Genomic DNA, 16,263 nt, shown 5'->3' on the forward strand with positions numbered 1-16,263 from the left:
CGGCCGATGCCTAGCTGCGCATCTCCGGCATGTAGCCTTCGTCGATCGGATCGCTGAACTTGGTGATGCGCGCGTCGAAACGCATGCGGACCTTGCCGGTGGCGCCGTGGCGTTGCTTGGCGACGATCAGTTCGGCCATCCCGTAGACGCGCTCCATGTCGCGCTGCCACTGCTCGTGCGCTTCCCACACCTTGCCGTCGTCGCCGTCCATCGGCCGCTTCGGCTCCTTGGCTGCGACGTAATAATCCTCGCGATACACGAACAGCACGATGTCGGCGTCCTGCTCGATCGAGCCCGATTCACGAAGATCGGAAAGCATCGGCTTCTTGTCCTCCCGCTGCTCGACCGCACGGCTGAGCTGCGACAGCGCCATCACCGGTAGGTCTAGTTCCTTGGCAAGCTGCTTGAGCCCGCGGCTGATCTCCGAAATTTCCTGGACGCGATTGTCCCCCGACGATCCCTTGCCCGATCCCGACAGCAGCTGAAGGTAATCGACCATCACCATGCCGATGTTTTTCTGTCGCTTGAGGCGGCGCGCACGCGCCCGAAGCGACGCGATCGTCAGGCCGGGCGTGTCGTCGATGTAAAGCGGCAGGGTGCTGAGCTCCGCCGCCGCACGAGCGAGACTGCGGAATTCCTGCTGGCTGATCTTGCCCATGCGCAGGTTTTCGGAGCTGATCCCCGACTGCTCGGCAAGGATACGGGTGGCCAGCTGATCGGCCGACATTTCCAGGCTGAAAAAAGCCACCGGCGCGCCGGCGGTCTTGGTCATGTCGATGCCGTCTTCCTGGTCGCGGATATACCGCTGCGCCGCCGCGAAGGCGATGTTGGTCGCCAACGACGTCTTGCCCATGCCCGGCCGGCCGGCGAGGATGGTGAGATCGCTCTTGTGAAGACCGCCGATCTTCGCGTTGATCCCGTCGAGACCCGTCGTCAGGCCCGACAGGTTGCCGCCAGTGTTGAGCGCCTTTTCGGCCTGCTTGATGGCAAGCTGGCTCGCCTCTCCGAAGCTCTTGACCTTGCCCTCGTTGCCGCCCTCTTCGGCGACACGATAAAGCTCGCTCTCGGCGCGTTCGATCTGCGCCAGCGGCGCAACCTCTTCGGAGGTATCGAGCGCGCCTTCGACCATGTCGCGGCCGACTCCGACCAGCGCGCGGAGCAGCGCTAGGTCGTAAATCTGCGCGGCAAAGTCGCGGGCACCGATCACCGCTGCGCCCGACCCGGTCAGTTGGGCGAGATAACCGACGCCGCCGACCTGCTTGATGCCCTCGTCGCTCTCCAGGATCGGCTTCAGCGTGACCGGGTTGGCGACCATATTCTTGTCGGTCATCCGCAGAATCGCGTCATAGATGCGGCCGTGCAGCGGCTCGAAGAAATGGTGCGCTTTCAGCCGGATCTGGACATCCTCGACCAGTCGATTGTCGATCATCAGCGCGCCGAGCAGTGCCGCCTCGGCGTCGACGTTCTGCGGCAGGGTCTGGATCGCGGGCGCCTCGGCGCCCTCGTTAAGTCGGATAATTTCGGCCATGGCGGGACCTTAGCATGTTACCGCCGACGATGAATACGGACCCCGCCGATTTCGGTGGAGGAGCCTGTGGAAAAGTCCGGATGGGGTCGGCGTTTGGCAATTCGGCAACAGCGATTGATGGCGCGCGAGGCGCCCGCTACGCCATTGCCATGAGCATTCTTTCCGACCGCTGGATTCGCGAGCAGGCCACGACCCACGGCATGATCGAGCCGTTCGTCGAGGCGCAGCGCCGCGACGGCTGCATCAGCTACGGCCTTTCCTCCTACGGCTACGACGCCCGCGTCGCCGACGAGTTCAAGATTTTCACCAACGTCGATTCGGCAGTGGTCGATCCGAAGGACTTTGCCGCCAACAGCTTTGTCGATCGGAAGACCGACTGCTGCATCATCCCGCCCAACAGTTTCGCACTGGCCCGGACGGTTGAATATTTCCGTGTGCCCGAGGATGTGCTGGTCATCTGCCTCGGCAAGTCGACCTATGCCCGGTGTGGAATCATCGTCAACGTGACTCCGCTTGAGCCCGGCTGGGAGGGGCATGTCACGCTCGAATTCTCGAACACCACCCCCCTGCCCGCCAAGATCTACGCCAACGAAGGCGCATGTCAGTTCCTGTTCCTCAAGGGCAACGAGCGCTGCGAGACCAGCTACAAGGACCGCGCGGGCAAATATATGGGCCAGCGCGGCGTTACGCTGCCGAAGTTGTGACCCTCGACGAGGCGAAGGCGCGCGACGCCGCCGATCCGCTGCGCCACTGCCGCGATCGCTTCGCGCTTCCCGACGGCATCATCTACCTCGACGGCAACAGTCTTGGCGCGCTTCCCCGCTCAACCGCGCCTGCGGTCGCGGACCTGGTCGAGCGACAGTGGGGCGAGCACCTCATCACCAGCTGGAACCGCCACCGCTGGATCGAGGCGCCTCGCCGGCTGAGCGCCAAGCTCGCCCCCCTGATCGGCGCGGCACCTACCGAGATCGCCGTCTGCGATTCGACGTCGGTAAATCTATTTAAGCTGCTCGGCGCCGTTCTTTCGGCCCGACCGGGACGGCGGACGATCCTCACCGAAGCAGGTAACTTTCCCACCGATCTGTATATCGCCGAGGGCGTTGCCGGCCTAATTCCCGAGGCGCACGTTAAGGCTGTCGAGCGAGACGACCTCGAAGGCGCGCTCGACGATGACGTTGCGGTCCTGATGCTGACCCACGTCGATTATCGGAGCGGCGCGCGGCACGACATGGCAGCGCTCAGCGCCGCAGCGACATCGACCGGTGCGCTTAGCCTGTGGGACCTGTCGCACAGTGCGGGCGCATTGGCGCTTGATCTCAACGGATCGGGGGCAGATCTCGCGGTCGGGTGCGGGTACAAATATCTGAACGGGGGTCCCGGCGCGCCGGCGTTCCTGTTCGTCGCCGATCGCCATCAGGCCGAAATGTCGTCGCCGATCCGCGGCTGGATGGGGCACGCCTCCCCCTTCGCATTCGACGCCGACTATCAGCCGGTCGCGGGCATCGACCGTTTCCTTGCCGGGACGCCATCGATCGTCGCGATGACGGCATTGGAGCAAGGGATCGATAGCTTTGGCGATGTGGGCATGTCGATCGTCGAGGACAAAGCCGCCGCGCTGACCGACTATTTCATCGATCGGGTCAGTGAGGAAGCACCGTCGCTGGCGCTCGCTTCACCGCGACGGGCTGAGGATCGCGGGAGCCATGTCTCGCTCCGCCATCCAAACGCCTATGCCGTCATGCAGGCGCTGATCGCTCGCGGAGTCATCGGCGACGTTCGCATGCCCGACTTGATTCGCTTCGGCTTCGCGCCGCTTTATAACGGCTTCGAAGATGCATGGCGCGCGGCCGCGATCCTTGGCGAGGTGATCGCTCAGGAAAGCTGGCGCGACCCCGCCTACGAGGTTCGCGCCGCCGTCATTTGATTAGCCCTGCGTCGACGGATCGCCGGCCAGCTTCGATCGCCCATGCCGGATCAGGTCGACCCAATCGGCAAGCGACGATGCGAAAGCCTTCACCAACTTGCCCAGCATCTCATCGTTGATCGTGCCGTCGGTGGCCAGCTTCTCGTCACTCACCATGCCCCAATAGGCCTCGGGCTGCTGCATCACGGGCATGTCAAGGAAAACGCAGCTTTGGCGGAGGTGGTGATTGGAGCCGAAGCCACCGGTCATTCCCGGCGACGCGGAAAAAATGGCTGCGGGCTTCTTTGAGAAGACGCTCTTGCCGTACGGGCGCGACCCCACGTCGAGCGCGTTCTTCAACGCGCCGGTCATCGATCGATTATATTCGGGAGTTCCGAACAGGATGCCGTCGACCGGGCGAACCTCTTCGCGGAAGCGCTTCCACGCGACGGGCGTATCCGCGCCTTCGATGTCCTGGTTGTAGAGGGGGAGGTCGCCGATCGAGATCGCTTTCAGATCGAAGCGGTCCGTCCCCGCCTCCGCGATCGCGCGGCCGAGCCGTTCGTGGAAACTGTCCTTGCGGAGCGAGCCGCAGATGAAGCCGATGGTTGTTTTGGTCATGGGATGACGAAGCGACGAACGGCGGCGATGTTCCCTAGGCCCCTTCGACCGTTCGCTTCGTTCCCACGAGCAGCGTCACGCACGCAATCAGGAGAAACGGCGTCAGGAACAGTCGGTGCCGTTGGCTAAATTCGAACCAGATGCAGAACAGCAGGATATGCGCGACGCCCGCCAGAATCATGCGCGTGTTCGTCGATCGAGGAAACCGGATCATGGCAACGGCAGCGCAAATGAAAGCGACCACTTCGGCGTAAGTCGGGGTCGCGCGGAGCAAGGAGGGATGAGACATGCGATGCTGCCCCGGAGCGAAGACAATCTGGTCCACAGCCCAGTTCGAGAGGATCAGGCTTTTCGGCAATTTGGCCAAGCAGCGAACGACGTATCCAACTGGATCGGACCGAATGATCCGCCACGCCGCATCGCTCGCTTCCTTGGCCCCCGCCAATTCACCGCCCACGTAGAAAGCCGCAGGCGGCATCTGCCATTTCATCCCTCCGCCTGGGAGCGCACCCACCCACAGCGCCAAACCGCTGCTGGTCGTAATTGGGATGAAGCGATCGAAAACCAGTGCATTGCGCAACCACCATGGGGACATGGTCAGTCCCGCTACCACGGCCGCCATGACACTCGCTCGTAGCCAATGTGTCTTCGACTGAAACGTTGGGAGAAGGACTAGAAAAGCGAGAACGAAGAACGGTGCGATAGCGGGTTGCGCGAGGATGGTCAGACCAGCGCACGCTCCCGCAATAATAGACCACTTCCATTGGTTGGCCTTCGCCCCCGTTTGAAACGCAACGATCGTGGCCAACATCAGGGCGATCACCAGCCCCTCCTTGTAGGCGAATGGCGCCATGAGCGCGATCGATGGCCATAGAAGGTAGAAGGCGCCAACGAGGACCGACAGATCTGGCCGCCCCCATTGCGTCACCAACCGGCCGAGCAATACCGCGGCGCAGAGATCGATGACGGAATTTAAGGCGGTCAGCGTCAGCGCTGTTAGGGGAACGATCGACCCGACTGCGGCCAGCAATAAGGGCAACGCCGGGGGAAACGACGCCGTCGGCAAAACGATCGGATCAGTAGACCCGCGAACTGCTAGACCGTCTCCAGCAATGATCGAGTGCGCCATTCGCAAGTAATTCTCGGCATCGCCGACAGGCTCCGTCCCCGAAACAAGCCAGAGCGTCACCAACCGCATCGCCAGCGCAATGCCGAGCGCCAGGACGAGGATTGAAGTCCGCCCCCACATCTTCACTAACGGCGCTTGCCCTGATGACGGATGTTGGCGGGGCGGCCGCGCCTGGGCGAAACGCGGACGCGATCCTTTCGCGGAGACGAGCGAGGCGGCGCGGCAAACTTGCCTTCAGGAAGCTCAAAGCGAAGCGCGCCGCTCGCAGGATTGGCGTCCGCCAGCCTCAAGTCGATGTGCTGACCGACGCGGAAGGTTTCGCCGCTGTCGACGCCCACCAACGCCCGTGCGGCCTCATCGTAGCGGAAATATTCGTTGCCAAGGATCGCTGCGGGCACGAGGCCATCTCCACCCAAGTCGGTCACGGTCGCAAAGAACCCGAACGGTTGGACGCCGGTGATGCGGCAACGCAGGATCTGGCCAACACGGTCGGCGAGGAAAGCGGCAACGTAGCGATCGACGGTGTCGCGCTCGGCCTCCATCGCGCGCCGTTCGAGCATCGAAATCTGCTCGCCGATGCGTGAAAAGTCTTCGGCATCGGACGGCGGGAGCCCGCCCTCGCCCAACCGGTAGGACGTCACCAGTGCTCGGTGGACCAAGAGGTCGGCGTAGCGACGGATGGGCGAAGTGAAGTGGGCGTAGCTGCCGAGCGACAGGCCGAAGTGACCGAGCGGCTCCGGACCGTAGCGCGCCTGCATTTGCGTCCGCAGGACCTGCTCCATGATCTGCGGCCGCGCGTCATGTTCGGGACCGATCCGCTCCAGGACGCGATTGAAAGTGCCCGGCTTGATCACCTGACCAAGCGCGAATTCGATGTCGAACGTCGCCAGATATTCCTTGAGCGCGACCAGTTTCTCGCGGCCCGGCGCCTCGTGGATGCGATACATCACGGGCGCTTTCTTGCGCTCCAGCGCCTTCGCTGCGGCGACGTTCGCGGCGATCATGTAATCTTCGACGAGCCGGTGGGCATCGAGCCGCTCGCGGGGCGCGACCGAGAGAATGCGTCCCTTCTCATCGAGCACCACTCGTCGCTCCGGAAGATCGAGGTCGAGCGGCTCGCGCTTCTCGCGCGCCGAGAGAAGGGCGCGCCAGCACGCCCAGAGGGGCTTCAGCGCCGTCTCCACCAGTTCGGCATCGACCGGTCCGTCGGGCGCAGGCATCGAGCACGGCGACGAGGCGACGTCGACCTTGTCCTCGATCGCGGCATCGTAGGCGGCCTGCGCGTCTTCGTAGGCGATATTCGAGGCGACGATGATTTTCGCCCGGACAAAGCGCCACGCCTTCAGGCCGCCGTCCTTCCCGACATGGAGGTGGCACACCAATGCCGCACGGACCTCGCCTTCCTTGAGCGAGCAAATGCCGGATGAAAGCTCGTGGGGAAGCATCGGGATGACCCGGTCTGGAAAGTAGATGCTGTTGCCCCGCGCGCGCGCCTCGCGGTCGAGCTCGCTGCCGGGGCGAACATAGAAGCTGACATCGGCGATCGCGACGATCGCATCCCACCCGTCGCCGTCCTCGCGCGCGGCCGCCCAGATCGCGTCGTCATGATCGCGCGCATCCTCGGGATCGATCGCGACGATCGGCAGATGCGTCAAATCCTCGCGGTCGTCACCAATCAGGAGGCCTGCGGCGCGGGTCGCTTCCTCGATCGCCTCGGGCCGAAATTCGTCGCGCAGCCCGTGCTTGTGGATCGCGATCATCGAAAAACTGCGCGGCGCGAATGGATCGCCCAGGATCGCGTCGATCCGCGCGGTCACCCTTGGTGGTCGGCCCGACGGCTCGGCCAGCACCAGGTCGCCCGGTTGTGCGTCCTTCAAGTCGGCGATCATCAGTTCGCGCCGCTCGCGCTTGTCGACCGGGGTAAGGAAGTGACGGTCGCCCTCCTTGCGCACAACGCCGAGCACGAGGTCCGCCGACTTTTCGAGCTTCTTCATAACGTGGGCGACGTGCCCGTTCCCGGCTTCCTCCGTCCGGGCAAGGATGCGGTCGTTGAGCGTCAGAGCGGATCGCCGGCTGCGCTCGATTACGCGCAGTCGCGGTGCGGGCGTGTCGGCGTGCCAACTTTCGGGGATGGCGAGGACCTGCCCGTCGTCCACGGACACGACGCGAAGGACGGTCACGCGGGGAATGCCGCCCGACTTGTGGAAGGCGCGTCCCGGGGCGGAGTCGATCAGCCCTTCGTCGGCCATGTCCTTGAGCAGAGCCTTGAGCATGACCTTGTCATGCCCGTGCAGGCCGAATGCCCGCGCGATCTCGCGCTTGCCGGCAGGCTGGCCCGACTGTTCGATGAATTCGAGGATTTGCTTGGGGGTCGGAAGACCCGGCGCGGATTTGCGAGGCATGTCGCGACCCTAGCGCCCATTGTTCGCGATGCGAAGCAGTCTACCCGCGCATGGCGAATAGACTGCTTCGTCGCAAGATCGATTAGCGGATGCCGATGCGATCCGGGTTGCCGTCGGGATCGCCCGACACGGCGCCGCCGTCGCGGACGGCCCCGGTCATCAGGATACCCGCGAGATGCGGGGCAGCCATCGACGTTCCCGACAGGGTGGCATAACCGCCATCCTTGTAGGTCGACTTGATGCTCGCGCCCGGTTCCGCCCAATCGACGGGCGGATTGCCGTAGTTGGAGAATGACGCCCACACCTTGCCTTTGGCATAGGCCGAGACGGTGTAGACATTCGTCCCGTTGGCGCGTGCCGGGCTGTGGTTGTTGGCATCGTCGCTCTCGTTGCCGGCGGCGAGGACGAACTTCACGCCCGTCGCGGCGGCCGCGACCACGGCATTGTCGAGCAGCGTCGAAACGCCGCCGCCAAGGCTCATGTTCGCGACATCGCCCGATGCGCCGTTGGCACCGACATAGTCGACACCGGCGATGACGTCGGCGTTGGAGCCGCTGCCTCGACGATCGAGGACGCGGATCGCGACGACCGGTGCACCCGGCGCAACGCCGACGACGCCGACCGAATTGTTGCGCGCGGCGATGGTGCCGGCGACGTGGCTTCCGTGACCGTTGCCGTCATCGGGCGAGGTGTCGCGGATGAAGCTGCGGCTGCGGCCGACATCGACGTTGAGGTCGGGATGGGTCAGGTCGACACCGGTATCGATCACCCAGGCAGTACGCCCGGAAACGGGCACGCCCGGACCACCGACGTCGGTGACGCCCCAATCGGTCACCTGACCCGTGGTCGTCCCGCCACCACCGGGCTTGCCCTGATAGCTGACTTCCATGATCTGGTTGCGCTCGCACCCTGCGACGTTCGCATTGTTGCGGCGAAGCTGCGCGACGTGACTGGAGGCGTTCTCCGTCGGCATCTTGACCGCGAAACCCTTGATCGTGTTGCCGTAGACATGGATCAGCGCGCCGCCGGAATTGCCGACGGCCTTGCTGGCCTCGGCACGGACGTTGCCGCGCGCGACCGACGGCGAGAATGCGCAGACATATTCGTTGGCAATGAAGCGCGGAGCGGCGCTGGCGGCACTGGCGCCGAAGACAGCCGTCGACACCAACAACGCGGAAGCAATCAATCGCATGTTCAACCCCCCTGTTTCCCTTTTGGAACACATTAAAGTCAGCCTCGAAATTCAGCTTGTCAATCGGCAATATCCTGTTGAATTACCATGACGTTTACTGCGCTGCCGGAGGCGCTACCCAAGGCTTGAACGCGCCACCCGGAACCGCGGAGGCGACGGGACTTTCATAGCCGTTTTTGCTCACGGACGAGACGCCAAAGACCCAGTCGTCGACGCGAACGCCTTTCAGGACGACGTCGCAGATCAAATCGGTTTCCGACGCGCCGGCAGTCACGATCGGCGGTGGGAAACAACCATTCCCGATTGGGACGCTCCGCCCATCGACGACCAGATTCTGTTGCCAGAGATTCGAGTCCGTTCGCCGCCACCGGACGACATATCGCGCGGCACCGACAACGCGTGGAAAGGTGATGGTCGTATCGGTACTGACCGCTCCCTCGACCTTTGGCTCGGTCGGCGGCGGGGCGCTCGCCAGCGCGGCCAGGGCGGCGACGTTGAGCCGGGTAACCTTGGCGAGATACGGAAAATCCATCTCGTCGATCGTGTCGCCGAACTTGGTACCGTTTTCGGTGCGCAAATCCTGGTGCTGGTGATCGTAATCCTCGACCGCGACCGAGAAGCGCACCGCCGGAAATCCGGCGTTGAGAAATTCGGTATGATCGCCGCCACGGCCGAAGCGGTCGTTCCGCCACACCTGCATCACGTCGAGCCCGATCTGTGGCAGGCGCTCGGCAAGGGTGTCGAGGTAGCGCGAAATGTTGCGCGACGGGCTGTCGTTCTCGCCGCCCAGGCTCCGTTGTGCCGCGGCCAATCCCTCACGCCCCTGCCAGCGCGGCCCTTCGGAAAAGACCCGCACGGTCTTGTCGTTGCAGACCTTGTCGGACCCGCAACTGTTGCCGATGATGTCGTTGTTCAGGTTGGCGATCACGTTCCAGCCCTGCGCCTTGGCGTAGTCGGCCAGGATCTTGCCGCCCAGCAGCCCCTGCTCTTCCCCCGATAAAGCGGCATAGACGATCGTGCCCGCGAATTTGTGCTTCGACAGCACCCGCGCCGCTTCCAGCGTTGCCGCGGTGCCCGATCCGTCGTCGTTCGCACCTGGCGCGTCCTTGGTGAAGTCCATGACGTCGGTGACCCGACTGTCGATGTGCCCAGTGATGATGACGACGTCGTTCGGCCGCTCGGTCCCGCGCTGGATCGCGACCGCGTTGCACACCTTGGTCGGGGTCGGGACTCGCCGTCCGGTGACGGTGTCGCACGTCTGGAGCGTGGTGAGGCCGAGTCGTTTCATCTCCGCCTCGGCCCAGCGAACCGACGCGCCGATGCCTCGCTTGGGGTCGCTCTGCGACGACAAGGTGTGCCGCGTTCCGAAGCTCACCATCTTTTCGATGTCGCGCTTCAGCCGCGCCTGATCGACCTTGCCGCTGATCTCGACCAGCCGCCGGTCCTGTGGGGCGGCTTGCGCCAGCGCGGTGCCCGATACCGACAGCATCAGCAGGGTAAGCGGAATATTACGCATGCATCATCTCCTTGGCCTCGCACGCTGGCATTCGGAAACGCGCTTGGCTAGGGCACGGCCAAATCAAACATCAGGTGTCGAGGATATCCCCATGCGTAGCATCGAGCATTTCATCAACGGCAGCAGCGTCGCCGACTCCGCGCGGTCGAGCGACGTGTGGAACCCGAGCCAAGGCGAAGTGCAGGCGACCGTCGGCCTTGGCACCGCCGCGACGCTGGAAAAGGCGATGGACGCCGCCCGCGCCGCGCAGCCGAGCTGGGCCGCGACCAATCCGCAGCGCCGCGCCCGTGTCATGTTCAATTTCAAGGCGCTGGTCGAAGCGCACATGGACGAACTCGCCGAGACGCTGTCGAGCGAGCATGGCAAGGTCATCGCCGACGCCAAGGGCGACATCCAGCGCGGGCTCGAGGTCATCGAATTCTGCTGCGGGATCCCGCACGCGTTGAAGGGCGAATATACCCAGGGCGCCGGACCCGGCATCGACGTCTATTCGATGCGCCAGCCGCTCGGGATCGGCGCGGGCATCACCCCGTTCAACTTCCCAGCGATGATCCCGATGTGGATGTTCGGCGTCGCCATCGCCACCGGGAACGCCTTCATCCTGAAGCCGTCGGAGCGCGATCCCTCGGTACCGGTGCGCCTGGCCGAACTGATGAAGGAAGCGGGCCTTCCCGACGGAATCCTCAACGTCGTCCACGGCGACAAGGAAATGGTCGATGCGATCCTCGACCATGACGACATCAAGGCGGTCAGCTTCGTCGGATCGTCGGACATCGCGCAATATATCTACAGCCGCGGCACCGCCAACGGGAAGCGAGTGCAGGCGTTCGGCGGCGCGAAAAACCATGGCATCGTCATGCCCGACGCGGACCTCGACCAGGTCGTCAACGATCTCGCCGGTGCGGCCTTCGGATCTGCCGGCGAGCGCTGCATGGCCTTGCCGGTGGTCGTCCCCGTCGGCGACGAGACCGCCGCGCGCCTGCGCGAGAAACTGGTGCCGGCGATCGAGAAGCTTCAGGTCGGTATCTCGACCGATCCTGACGCGCATTACGGCCCGGTCGTGAATGAAGCGCACAAGCGCAAGGTCGAGAATTACATTCAGATGTGCGCCGACGAAGGCGGCGAGCTCGTCGTCGATGGACGCGGCTTCACGCTTCAAGGGCATGAGAAAGGCTTCTTCGTCGGCCCGACCCTGTTCGATCACGTCAAGCCGCACTTCCAGAGCTACCAGGAGGAAATCTTCGGTCCGGTGCTGCAGATGGTCCGCGCCGACACCTTTGAGGAGGCCGTGCGCCTGCCGAGCGAGCATCCCTACGGCAACGGCGTCGCGATCTTCACCCGCAACGGCCATGCCGCACGCGAATTCGCGGCGCGGGTCAACGTCGGCATGGTCGGCATCAACGTCCCGATCCCGGTGCCGGTCGCCTATCACACCTTCGGCGGCTGGAAGCGCTCGGGCTTCGGCGACACCAATCAGCACGGCATGGAAGGCGTGAAGTTCTGGACCAAGGTCAAGACGATCACGCAGCGCTGGCCCGACGGCGGCGTCGGCGAACTCGCTAACGCCTTCGTCATCCCGACGATGGGGTAGCATGATCGCTCGACGACGAACCTCCGGCACCTCCCCGTTCGAAGCAGCGTTCGGCTTTTCGCGCGCTGTCCGGATGGGGAACCGGATTGTCGTGTCGGGCACTGCTCCGGTCGAGGCAGACGGATCGTCCATGGCAGGTGACGCGGCGACGCAGGCCCGGCGCTGCTTCGCCATCATCGGGCAGGCGATCGACGATCTTGGCGGCACGCTGAGCGACGTCGTTCGGACTCGCATGTACATCGTCGATCCCGACGACGCCGAAGCCGTCGGCGCCGTGCATGGAGAGCTATTCGGCGACGTTCGGCCTGCCGCGACGATGGTCGTGGTTGCGGCACTGCTTCGTCCCGAATGGCGCATCGAAATTGAGGCAGAGGCGTTGGTTGGGGATGAGACAGTCTAATCTTGCCGCCGCCGCGCTCCTCGCGCTTGCGCTCGCCGCCTGTCAGCAGGCCGATGACAATAATATCGCGATCGATTCCGCGAACGACGTCGAGAATGGGACGGAGGCTTTGCCGCCCAGCGATATGAGCGGTGCGCCGATCGAGGCCGACAATGGTGCCGACATTCCGGGCACCGTCACTGACAATGCCGCCGAACCCGCGACCGGGGCTGCCATTCCAGCGCAGTATCGCGGACGGTGGGGGATGGTGCCGCTCGATTGTACCGGCGATCCCTCTGCGGCGAAGGGCCTGATCGCAATCGACGGCTCATCGATAAAATTCTACGAATCGCGCGCCACCCTGAAAGAGCAGCGTCCCGCGATTGCCACCAGCTTCTCGGGCCTGTTCGGCTTCACCGGGGAAGGCATGACCTGGGAGAAGACCGTCACGCTGACACGAACCGGCGACAAGCTGAAGCGCGCCGATGACGAAGGCAGCTACGATTACACCCGCTGCGCCTGAAGGATCGAACGATGAAGCTTTATTATTCCCCCGGCGCCTGCAGCCAAGCCGCGCACATCGTCCTTCACGAAGCGGAGATCCCCCACACGTCCGAGAAGACGGACATTCGCGCGAAGCAGACGGCGGATGGGAGCGATTACTTTATCATCAATCCCAAGGGCGCTGTCCCGGCGCTCGACATCGGCGGCGGCGAAGTGCTGACCGAAAATGGTGCGGTTCTGCAGTATCTGGGCGACTTGGCGCCCGAGAGCGGGCTGCTGCCGGCCGACGGCGTCGAGCGATATCGCGTGATCGAATGGCTATCCTATCTGGGCAGCGACGTTCACAAGAGCTTTGGGCCCCTGTGGAACCCGACCTCAAGCGACGATGCCAGACAGGCGGCGCGCGACTTGGTCGGCAAGAAATTCGACTTCATCGAGCGCAGCCTGATGGGCCGCGACTATCTGATGGGCGACCGCTTGAGCGTAGCCGATCCTTACCTGTTCGCAATGCTCGGCTGGACCGGGATGCACGGCATCGATTTGTCGCGCTGGCCCAATCTTTCCGCTTTGCGCGAACGCATCGCGCAGCGCGAAAGCGTCCAGACCGTGCTTCGCGCGGAAGGGCTGGCGGGGTAGCCGAGCCCGGTGCTAGGGGCCGTGTCCATGACCCAATTCGACCTGACCGACGACCAGCGCCAGATCCAGGAGATGGCGCAGAAGTTCACCGCCGACGCGATCACTCCTTTCGCCGCGGAGTGGGACGAAAAGCACATCTTCCCGCGCGACACGATCCGCTCCGCTGCCGAACTCGGCTTCGGCGCAATTTACGTCAGTGAGGAAAGCGGCGGGATCGGCCTTGGCCGGCTCGAATCCGCGCTGATCATGGAAGCGATGGCCTATGGCTGCCCGTCGACCAGCGCGTTCATTTCGATCCACAACATGGCCGCGTGGATGATCGACCGGTTCGGTTCGGCCGAGGTGAAGTCAAAGTATCTGCCGTCGATGATCAGCATGGAGCGGATGGGCAGCTATTGCCTGACTGAGCCATCCTCGGGCTCCGACGCTGCCGCGCTCAAGACCCGTGCGGTCAAGGATGGCGACGATTATATCGTCAGCGGCTCCAAGGCGTTCATTTCGGGCGGCGGCGAGAATGAAGTCTATGTCACCATGGTCCGTACTGGCGAGGACGGGCCCAAGGGCATCAGTTGCCTGGTGATCGACAAGGACATGAAGGGCGTCAGCTTCGGCGCGCAGGAAAAGAAGCTTGGCTGGCACAGTCAGCCGACCGCGCAGGTCAATTTCGACGAGGTGCGGGTCCCCGCCGCCAACCGCGTCGGCGGCGAAGGCGAAGGCTTCCGCATCGCGATGATGGGCCTCGACGGCGGACGGCTCAACATTGGCGCCTGCTCGCTCGGCGGTGCCCAGCGCTGCCTCGACGAGGCGGTGGCCTACACCAAGGATCGCCACCAGTTCGGCAAGGCGATCGCCGATTTCCAGAACACACAGTTCACGCTCGCCGACATGGAAACCGACCTGCAGGCGGCGCGGATGCTGCTCTACGTCGCGGCGGCAAAGGTCACCGCAAACGCCCCCGACAAGACCAAGTTTGCGGCGATGGCCAAGCGTCTTGCCACCGACAGCGGTAGTTCGATCGTCGATCGCGCGCTGCAGCTTCACGGCGGCTACGGTTACCTTCAGGATTATCCGATCGAGCGCTTCTGGCGTGACCTTCGTGTCCACTCGATCCTGGAAGGCACCAACCAGGTCATGCGAATGATCGTCGGGCGGGAGCTGACGCGCCAGTGACCAATGCCTTCGCGAAGATGCAGCAGCGCTTGACCAAGGCCGCGCAGGCGATTGCGTCGGGCAAGGCGTCGCTGCCGTTCGATCCCTTTGCGATCGCCCAGGCGACCAGCGACGTTGCGATGAGCATGGCGATGCGCCCGCAGGACCTGATGCAGGTTCAGGTCGAAGCGGCGCGTCAGTGGAGCGGGTTCTGGCTCGATGCCATGTCCGGAAAGGCGGGCGACAAGCCGCGCGACCGCCGCTTCCATTCGCCCGAGTGGCAGGACGACGTCTATTATCGCTCGCTCCGCGACGCTTATCTGCTCGCGTCGAAGCAACTTCGCGACGCAGTCGGCGCGGCGGGCAGCACCGGCTCCAACCAAGCGATGGCGCGCTTCCTGCTTGACCAATATCTAAACGCGGTCAGCCCGGCGAACTACGCCTTTACCAATCCCGACGTGGTCAAGCGCATCCAGGAAACCGGCGGCGCCAACCTCGTTCACGGCTTTGCGCACCTGCTCGAGGACGTGTCGAGCGGCAAGGGCATCGTCCAGCGTCGATCCGACCCGAATGCATTCGAGAAGGGTAAGACCATCGCCGCCACTCCGGGCGAGGTCGTGTTTGAAAACGAGCTGTTCCAGCTGCTCCAGTACACGCCCACGACCGAGAAGGTCGCCGCCGAACCGCTGCTCTACGTGCCGCCCCTGGTCAACCGCTACTACATGATCGACCTCGTGCCGCGTCAGTCGATGGTTAAGTGGCTGGTCGATGAAGGCCGCACCGTCTTCGTCGTCAGCTGGGTCAATCCCGGACCCGAGCTCAAGGACAAGGGCGTCGAAGACTATGTCGTCGACGGAGTCGTCAAGGCGATCGAGCAGGTCGGCAAGCGCGCCAGTACCGCGCCCGACTTGTTCAGCTTCTGCCTGGGCGGGACGTTGGTCGCGATTGCACTGGCTTACCTTGCCGCCGACAAGCGCGACGACCAGGTGAACTCGGCAACGCTGATCGGCAGCCTCGTCGATTTCGCCGACATGCGCGACTGGTCGGCCTTCGTGCACGAAGGTCATCTAGCCGCGCTCGAGGATCATCTTGAGGGGCAGGGCTTTATCGACAGCCTGGAACTCCAGCGTCTGTTCGCGGCGATGCGCGCCAATGACTTGATCTGGTCGAGCGTCATCAATCATTACTTGCTCGACAAGCCCGCCCCCGCCTCCGACCTGCTCTACTGGTTCGAGGATGGGGCGCGAATTCCGGCGGCCTTCCTCAAGAGCTACAATCGCGACCTGTTGCTCGACAACCGGTTGCGCGAGCCCGCCGGTTTCGAAGTTCGCGGCAAGGCGATCGACCTCGCCGCGATCAAGACCCCGATGCTCGTCATTGCGCTGAAGGATGATCACGTATCGGCGTGGGAAGCGGTCTATCGCGGCGCGCGGCACCTCAACGCCGACTTCATGCTCGGCGGGTCGGGCCACAACGCCGGCGTCATCAACCCGCCTGCCGCCAACAAGCACGGCTTCTGGACCGACGACGACTATCCGCCGACGGCCGAGGAATGGCTGGAGGGTGCGCTGCGCCACGAAGGCAGCTGGTGGCCTTGGTGGACCGAATGGCTCAACGCACGCGGATCGAAGTCCGCCGTGCCTGCCCGCACTATCTCCGACGGGATTGAACCGGCCCCCGGCCGCTACGCCAAGGCAGACTGACAAAGTGAAT

The 16,263-nt window shown here is 64.0% G+C and carries 14 protein-coding genes; 8 read left to right on the forward strand and 6 right to left on the reverse strand.

Going from position 1 to position 16,263, the window contains the following annotated elements; translation table 11 throughout:
* Positions 1 to 10: 10 nt before the first annotated feature.
* A complete protein-coding gene (locus tag SH584_RS04340) occupies positions 11 to 1,528 on the reverse strand; it encodes a replicative DNA helicase (RefSeq protein WP_322842590.1) in 1,518 nt (505 codons plus the stop codon).
* Between the two features lie 149 nt (positions 1,529 to 1,677).
* Between SH584_RS04340 and dcd the strand changes: the two genes are divergently transcribed.
* Positions 1,678 to 2,232 carry a dCTP deaminase gene (dcd, locus tag SH584_RS04345; protein ID WP_322842591.1) on the forward strand — a complete coding sequence of 185 codons (555 nt, stop codon included), beginning with the start codon at positions 1,678 to 1,680 and terminating at the stop codon, positions 2,230 to 2,232.
* Positions 2,229 to 3,452: a kynureninase gene (gene kynU / locus SH584_RS04350; protein ID WP_324808839.1), complete on the forward strand. Its 1,224-nt coding sequence runs from the start codon at positions 2,229 to 2,231 to the stop codon at positions 3,450 to 3,452. Before dcd ends, kynU begins: the two co-directional genes overlap by 4 nt.
* Here kynU and SH584_RS04355 read toward each other — a convergent pair whose 3' ends face one another.
* The 5 genes from SH584_RS04355 to SH584_RS04375 form a co-directional block, all read right to left on the reverse strand.
* Complete coding sequence (locus SH584_RS04355) at positions 3,453 to 4,052, reverse strand: NADPH-dependent FMN reductase (RefSeq protein ID WP_324808841.1); 600 nt, start codon at positions 4,050 to 4,052, stop codon at positions 3,453 to 3,455.
* 34 nt (positions 4,053 to 4,086) lie between these two features.
* The gene (locus SH584_RS04360; RefSeq protein WP_324808843.1) at positions 4,087 to 5,307 is read right to left on the reverse strand and encodes an ArnT family glycosyltransferase; all 1,221 of its coding nucleotides are present in this window, start codon (positions 5,305 to 5,307) and stop codon (positions 4,087 to 4,089) included.
* Positions 5,307 to 7,583 (reverse strand): ribonuclease R family protein, encoded by a 2,277-nt coding sequence (locus SH584_RS04365; protein WP_324808845.1) that lies wholly within the window; start codon positions 7,581 to 7,583, stop codon positions 5,307 to 5,309. Before SH584_RS04365 ends, SH584_RS04360 begins: the two co-directional genes overlap by 1 nt.
* 82 nt (positions 7,584 to 7,665) lie before the next feature.
* Complete coding sequence (locus tag SH584_RS04370; protein ID WP_324808847.1) at positions 7,666 to 8,748, reverse strand: S8 family serine peptidase; 1,083 nt, start codon at positions 8,746 to 8,748, stop codon at positions 7,666 to 7,668.
* A gap of 121 nt (positions 8,749 to 8,869) precedes the next feature.
* Positions 8,870 to 10,291, reverse strand: a complete 1,422-nt coding sequence (locus SH584_RS04375; protein ID WP_324808849.1) for a M28 family peptidase — start codon at positions 10,289 to 10,291, stop codon at positions 8,870 to 8,872.
* A 91-nt stretch (positions 10,292 to 10,382) separates the two neighbouring features.
* Here SH584_RS04375 and SH584_RS04380 point away from each other — a divergent pair, with 91 nt between their 5' ends.
* The 6 genes from SH584_RS04380 to SH584_RS04405 are packed head-to-tail and all read left to right on the forward strand — an operon-like array spanning position 10,383 to position 16,253.
* Positions 10,383 to 11,882, forward strand: a complete 1,500-nt coding sequence (locus SH584_RS04380; RefSeq protein WP_324808851.1) for a CoA-acylating methylmalonate-semialdehyde dehydrogenase — start codon at positions 10,383 to 10,385, stop codon at positions 11,880 to 11,882.
* 1 nt (position 11,883) lies between these two features.
* On the forward strand, positions 11,884 to 12,282 hold the full coding sequence (locus SH584_RS04385; protein ID WP_324808852.1) for a RidA family protein: 399 nt from the start codon (positions 11,884 to 11,886) through the stop codon (positions 12,280 to 12,282).
* The gene (locus SH584_RS04390; RefSeq protein ID WP_324808854.1) at positions 12,269 to 12,784 is read left to right on the forward strand and encodes a hypothetical protein; all 516 of its coding nucleotides are present in this window, start codon (positions 12,269 to 12,271) and stop codon (positions 12,782 to 12,784) included. The genes SH584_RS04385 and SH584_RS04390 overlap by 14 nt, the downstream gene beginning before the upstream one ends.
* Before the next feature lie 11 nt (positions 12,785 to 12,795).
* Entirely contained in the window at positions 12,796 to 13,401 is a 606-nt protein-coding gene (gstA, locus tag SH584_RS04395; protein ID WP_324808856.1) for a glutathione transferase GstA, read from the forward strand.
* Positions 13,402 to 13,428: 27 nt separating this feature from the next.
* Positions 13,429 to 14,571, forward strand: coding sequence for an acyl-CoA dehydrogenase family protein (locus SH584_RS04400; RefSeq protein ID WP_324808858.1), 1,143 nt, complete (start codon positions 13,429 to 13,431; stop codon positions 14,569 to 14,571).
* Complete coding sequence (locus SH584_RS04405; protein ID WP_324808860.1) at positions 14,568 to 16,253, forward strand: PHA/PHB synthase family protein; 1,686 nt, start codon at positions 14,568 to 14,570, stop codon at positions 16,251 to 16,253. Before SH584_RS04400 ends, SH584_RS04405 begins: the two co-directional genes overlap by 4 nt.
* Positions 16,254 to 16,263 lie beyond the last annotated feature (10 nt).

Origin of the sequence: Sphingomonas sp. LY29, assembly GCF_035593985.1 — a bacterium.
Lineage (GTDB): Bacteria > Pseudomonadota > Alphaproteobacteria > Sphingomonadales > Sphingomonadaceae > Sphingomicrobium.